This is a genomic window from Microbulbifer maximicatervae (SeqCode) (genome assembly GCF_052467305.1).
This window is the reverse complement of sequence record NZ_CP174306.1, coordinates 5,065,867-5,071,782: the sequence shown is the minus strand read 5'-3', so window position 1 is coordinate 5,071,782 and position 5,916 is coordinate 5,065,867. Positions and strand designations below refer to the sequence as shown.

Annotated in this window: 3 protein-coding genes; 1 reads left to right on the top strand and 2 read right to left on the bottom strand. The window is 46.4% G+C overall.

What is annotated here, in order from left to right:
• Positions 1–111: 111 nt before the first annotated feature.
• Together ACJJI4_RS22165 and ACJJI4_RS22160 are read right to left on the bottom strand one after the other, a co-directional pair.
• Positions 112–2,097, bottom strand: coding sequence for a ShlB/FhaC/HecB family hemolysin secretion/activation protein (locus ACJJI4_RS22165; protein WP_444895413.1), 1,986 nt, complete (start codon positions 2,095–2,097; stop codon positions 112–114).
• 83 nt (positions 2,098–2,180) lie between these two features.
• Positions 2,181–4,802 carry a bifunctional serine/threonine-protein kinase/formylglycine-generating enzyme family protein gene (locus ACJJI4_RS22160; protein ID WP_444926490.1) on the bottom strand — a complete coding sequence of 874 codons (2,622 nt, stop codon included), beginning with the start codon at positions 4,800–4,802 and terminating at the stop codon, positions 2,181–2,183.
• 589 nt (positions 4,803–5,391) lie between these two features.
• Between ACJJI4_RS22160 and ACJJI4_RS22155 the strand changes: the two genes are divergently transcribed.
• Positions 5,392–5,880 (top strand): Hcp family type VI secretion system effector, encoded by a 489-nt coding sequence (locus tag ACJJI4_RS22155; RefSeq protein ID WP_413664127.1) that lies wholly within the window; start codon positions 5,392–5,394, stop codon positions 5,878–5,880.
• Positions 5,881–5,916 lie beyond the last annotated feature (36 nt).

The following is a 5,916-nucleotide window of genomic DNA, read 5'->3' as shown; positions in this document are numbered from 1 at the left end:
TCTGATTGCTGAGGCCAGCTTAGTTAACTTCAGAGAATGTTTATTGCTTTTCATACCAGCACCTTTCGTAGAACTCCTGCTCAACTTCAGCTAATAAATAATTTTAACTAATTAGTTATAAAATACAGAAAAATCCGCATATACCGTCGGCTCATCCATATCGAGCCCCGTGCCTTCAATTGATGAGGCAGTCTTAATCGGCCAGGCTACCGATAGTTTACTGGCAAAAAATTCATTCCAGTTAAACTTAAAGAGTAAACCTCCACCGGCAAATCTCGCCCAATCATCTTGTTTGCCTTCTTTATAGTTATTTACGATGCCATAGCCAAAATCAGTAAATAACGCCATTTGAAACATATCATTTAGACGCTGATCAAATAGGATCGGATTTATCATATCTGGAAAAGTCATATACCATTCAGCAGATAATAGTCCTGCGGTATCAGCTGAAAAATCCCTTACATCAAACGCCCGCACCCCATTGGCCCCGCCGAGCGACAACTGTTCAAAAGCTGGCAAAGCACTATCACTATATTGTGCTCGGGCCTTGAGTATCAGACGTGATTGATCATCGCTAAATGGCATAGGTAAAAACAGGAGGGAACTGCCACTCAAAGAAAACTTAGCAAAATTATCACCGCGGTCCTCTTGCAGAGACTCCTCTAGCTCTCTTCGATGCTCTCCATATTGAACATTTGTACTCAATATATTAAGCATGGGAATCACACCACTAGAGAGATGATCAAAGTAAAGGCCCAGCTCTCCACCATATACGTGATCGCCCGGCTCATCAAAAGAAGTGATGGCCAAAAGATTAGACTTTTTCTCTGTTAAACTGAAAGAACCGGTAAGGTTAAAATCCCTAGATCTTCGGAATTTATGATCTAAAGTAATCGCATAACTTTTGTTATCACCATGTATATCCAGCTTATTTACTGTATTATCTGGGTCTTCTACGTCTTTTAAAATAAATTCATTGTGAGCAGCCGAGAATTGAACTCGAGTGCGGGGACCAAAAATTGGAAAACTATACTTAAACTGCCCCAAATCTGAACCAAAATTTGATTCATAATTAGTTAAGCTAGTCGATTTTAAATATCCAACGGAAAGAGCATCACCGATCCCTAAGGGATTTAGCCAGTCAATGGTTGTATAGAAACGTTGGTCGCCTGTGTAAGCTGAGCCATGGTTATCGGTTCTGAAGGTGGCTTTCCAACCTTTTGCATCTCGAACCTTTAAGTTAAGCCGTGTTTCGCCTGGATTTTCTCCTGCACTAAAATAGCCAGTAACATTTAAGCCCGGCAAGTCATTTAGTAGATAAAGCCCCTCCTCAATACTCTCATGATTAACTAATTTTCCACGCTGCCCCTCAAAAGGCTCTGCTAACTGCTCTAATGCATATCCCTTATTGTCTTCCGCAACAACCTGCCCTAACAAACCTTCTTGAACCGTGAGAGTAACCACACCGTTTTCAACTTCCTGTGCAGGAATTTGAACTTGCGCAAGAAATAAGCCTTGGCGACGATAGAAATTAGTGAGTTCCGCGGCTATTTCTTCAAGGTCCGCATAACTAATACCACGTTCTTTATTTTGCTTTTCGATAACACTAATTAATTTTCGCAATTCCGAAGGACCCAATCCGCCTGGATTGAACTGGGCATCCATACCATCCAGCAATACTGCTAGTTCTTCCAGATTCTCCACTGTATAGCCACTAGAAAGGATTTTGTCCTCCTTCATGAACTTAATACGCAGATCCTCAGCCATCTTCTCGACCGTTTCACGATCAATACCGAATTCTGGGTACTCTTCCAGACGGTGGAAATGAAATTTTTTGATTGTAATTCGCGGTCCTTGATTCCTTTGAGATACTTCTGGAATTTCAGTATCCAGATTAGGGGCTTTTGCTTCGTAAGTGCGCTGCAAAAAATCCTTAGTTACATCAGCCTCATTAACTGTGGCTGTATCTTGATCAAAAGCCTCTCTAACCTGACTTCTAAAACTCGAACCTTCATCCTGAGCATAACCAGGACATTGAAACAGTAAAAAGCTAGCAGCCACCGCGAATGCCAGCTTATTTTTTTTAAGCCCGAGCATTTTTCCCCCAGACAATTAATTTAAGAAATTTCAGTATGCCAAGCTGTTGTGTACTTATTTCAGTCTCGGTCAAAAACAGATTATTAATTTACATCCCTAACAATACGAAACCCTGTTAATCGATCTGGCTCGCCAGTATGGTGCTTCTTGGTTATTGCCAAACAACGACTCATAGGGTCCTCTCGGCTACCGCCAAGTGCCATTATCTCTTCGCCAGTGCCACGAACCCACTCTTGAACATTCCCCACAGGGTTTACCAGACCAAACCCGTTTGCGGAACCAGAGCTCACCGGTACTAGCTCAGCACCTTTTTCAATACCCCCATACTTCAAGTGACAGTTGCGGTCTGCAACTTCACCCTGCCCATTAGCACTCGCAGCCGCGAACCATTCCTGCTCAGTGGGCAAGCGGTATTTATACCCGGTTTCATCGCTCAACCAGTTCAGATAAGCCTCAGCTATCTCAATGGGTAAATTATTTGCTGGCAACGCTGATAAACCCAGCTGCAATGTCCCACAACCGCCAATGGTGTCACAATAAATTTGGAGGTCTCCATTACTCACCTCATATTTCCCTACAGCCAAATGGCGCCCACCTTCTCCCTTGATAACGACCATCGCCGGGCCTTGAGTTCCATCTGCCAAGCGATCACGACAACTGTATCGCTCACCTCGCCCACCACTGCCCGGCGGGAGGTGGCCGCAGAAATCCAAGCGAAACTCCTTCAAAGGTTGATAAGTAGGTACAAGAGCTCTGAACTGATCGACTAAGGACTCCGTTTGAACTGGGTCCCTCGCACCCAAGGTTGACGCACATTTCGCCAACTCAGCGCCGACGACAGGTCTAATTTTTCTCGCTTTTACCGCATCAAGGCGTGCAAGCCGGGAAAGCTGTGCACCAACACCTGGAACGCTCATTTCAAAGCTGCAAGTCAGTGCAACCTCCATATCATCGAGCACCGCATCAATTTCTTTTTGCTTAGCGGCGGCTACACGACGGCGCTCGGCCCTCTCCTCAGCCAGACGAAGTTGCTCAGCCTCTCGTTCTGCTGCTACTCGCTCAGCTTCTAGCCTCTCCCGCAAACTTTCTCTATCTGCAGCTAGCTGCGACTTGATCGCCGCCGCTTCACTGGAATCACCATACCAATTAGCCACGCCCTTGAGCATCACATCTGCCTGATCAAGATTGCCTAGATTCAATTGACCTGTAGCGGCTGCCAAAAATAGCTCTGATATCTGGCGACGCGAAGTATCTTGAAACTCTTTATCAGCAGGGTTCAACTCAGCGTACTCTGCCAATTCAAGCCTGAGATCCTCCTCCCACGCAGGAGTCAGAATACTCAGTGCGATTAGCCTAGATATTGCCTCTTTTTTGTCCGCAGTACGGCGCTCCAACAACTCCTGCTCATGTTTGCGCTCAAGCTCGACTCTGACCCGTTCCTGCTCTACTGCATTCTGTTGCTGCAGGTGGCTATAGCCCACTACTGCTCCACCTAAGACCAACACAAACGCGCTTCCCAGGGCCCACTTCCACGTATGGCTAACAAAGAACGCTTGTACAAACTTCTCTACGGTGCTCGTGCGGTTTTCGCGCTTTAGTTCGAGTGCTGACTCAAGTGCGCGCCACTGCCTACGATTAAGCCCTTTGATCCGCTTGGGCCGCAGGCCCTGCTCCATGGCTTTATCGGCAGGTGTCTTGTCATACGGGTGACGACCGCAAAACAGCTCGTAGGCAACGCAACCCAGCGCAAACACATCGTCACTCGGTGCCGGTTCAGCTCCCTTGAGCATCTCTAGGCTCGCATATGCCGGAGTCAGAGCTCCGAGAGTGCCCGCATCAAATACTGTCGTTTCGCCAGCCTTATTAGCGATTCCCCCCTCTGAAACAGCTCGAGCAATACCAAAGTCAAAAACTTTTGCACCTTTCTTATTGGTGACAAAGATATTGCCTGGCTTAAAGTCCGAGTGAACAATTTTATGGGAGTGGGCATATATCAGGGCTTGGGAGATATCCCAAAATACCGAGCGGGCACGCTCGGGCTCCAGCCCAACATCGGCATGGTCGCGCAACAACTTGTCCAATGGAGCACCCTCAAGGAACTCCATTGTCATAAATACGCGATCACCATCGCGGTCAAAATCGTAAACCGTTACGATATTAGGGTGTGCAAGCGTTTGTGATTTACGCGCTTCCCGCTGGAGGGAAATAAAAGCATCGGGATGCTTTTGGAAATCATCATTAAGCAGCTTGATAGCGACATAGGGCTCGCTGTCACTGGCTTCCAATTTACGGCGATCAAGGGCTTTGTAAACTGCCCCCATCCCCCCAACACCCAGGAGTTTGTCAAGCTCAAATCGACCTTTGATTACAGTTTTAGTTACTGCATTTGAGCCGGAAGCTCCAAAGGGTTCAGGTATTACTGCCGAATCAGCAGAAACACCACCCAAAACTTCATTTGCCCCAGCCCCACTTTCCATCCGATTAGGATTAGGAGAAGGCGCAAAGACAGTAGCATCTGAGCTAAAGCTGGCAGCAGCCGAAGGGATTACCGGTTGGGCACCTTTAACAGGGGGGTGATCATTTGCTCCAGTCTTATCCTGCTGCACAACAACGGTGATATCACCATCTTCTGTCAGCCCACTGGTTGATTGGCCTGAGCCCGGCGGAGTGTCACTCGGCCGAACAATACGCGTCTTATCGTTCAATTCCGCCTCCATGGGAAACCATTACGACACATCCAAATCCGCAAAAAATTTGTTATTGATCTAATGGGCAAGGCAATAAAGTAGGGTGCGAAGTATATCGAACAGCCTATGTGGCAACAATGAATCAATATTCAAATAAATTTGCCTTAACACGCCATCAAACTATTATTTTGATCCAGCCCCCGAAAACACTGAGTATCGCTCCGATATCAGGCTGAATTACATATTATTACAAAGCAAGCTTATCAAAAAAATACCAGTAAATGCTTTCAAATAGATATTTGACTGTCAATCAATATCCATGACTCAAACCACTTATTTATCCCCGTTAGAGATTTATTACTTTTTAGCAATATTAAATTAGTGTCAGAGTCAATTAGGGCAAACAGGCATAAATCGTAACAGCATAAAACTGCCTCTCGAAATTAGTGCCAGAGTCGATTAAATAACTCGAAAATTAGTTTGTTTTTAGCTTTCTCTTTGTTTAAATCATCACAGTTGCCACCGCGACGACCACCTGAACTACTGCGAATCGCGGTGGTAAGGGATTAACCACCAACATCACACGCCAACTAATGAGGGACATCCCATGGCTATCTACATGAACTACAACAACAAAGCCATCAAAGGCAATGTTACTGCTTCCGGCTACGAGGACTGGATCGAAATTGACAGCTTCAACTTCGGCGTTGGCCGCGGCATTACCATGGAAGCTGGCGCCATGTCAAACCGCGAAGCTTCTCGTCCAAGCCTGAGCGAAGTAAGCTTCACCAAGCGCATCGACGCTGCTTCCGGCGGTCTGTTCAAATCTTCTGTAACCGGTGACGAAGGTGTTACCGTTGAGATCCACGTAGTACAAACCGGTGCTAACTCTGTAGAGAAGTACGCTGTTTACAAACTGGAAAACACCCTGATTTCCTCCTACAGCATCGGGGCTTCCGCTGGTGGCGCTCCGGCTGAGTCTGTATCCCTGAGCTACGCTAAAATCGAAGCGGACCTCAACCACGCAGACAAGACCAATAAGAACCCCAAAAATATGCGTGTTGGATACGACCTGGAAACAGCCAAGCCGCTGTAAGCCAGCAGAATCTGATCTGCATATACAATGGTCTGC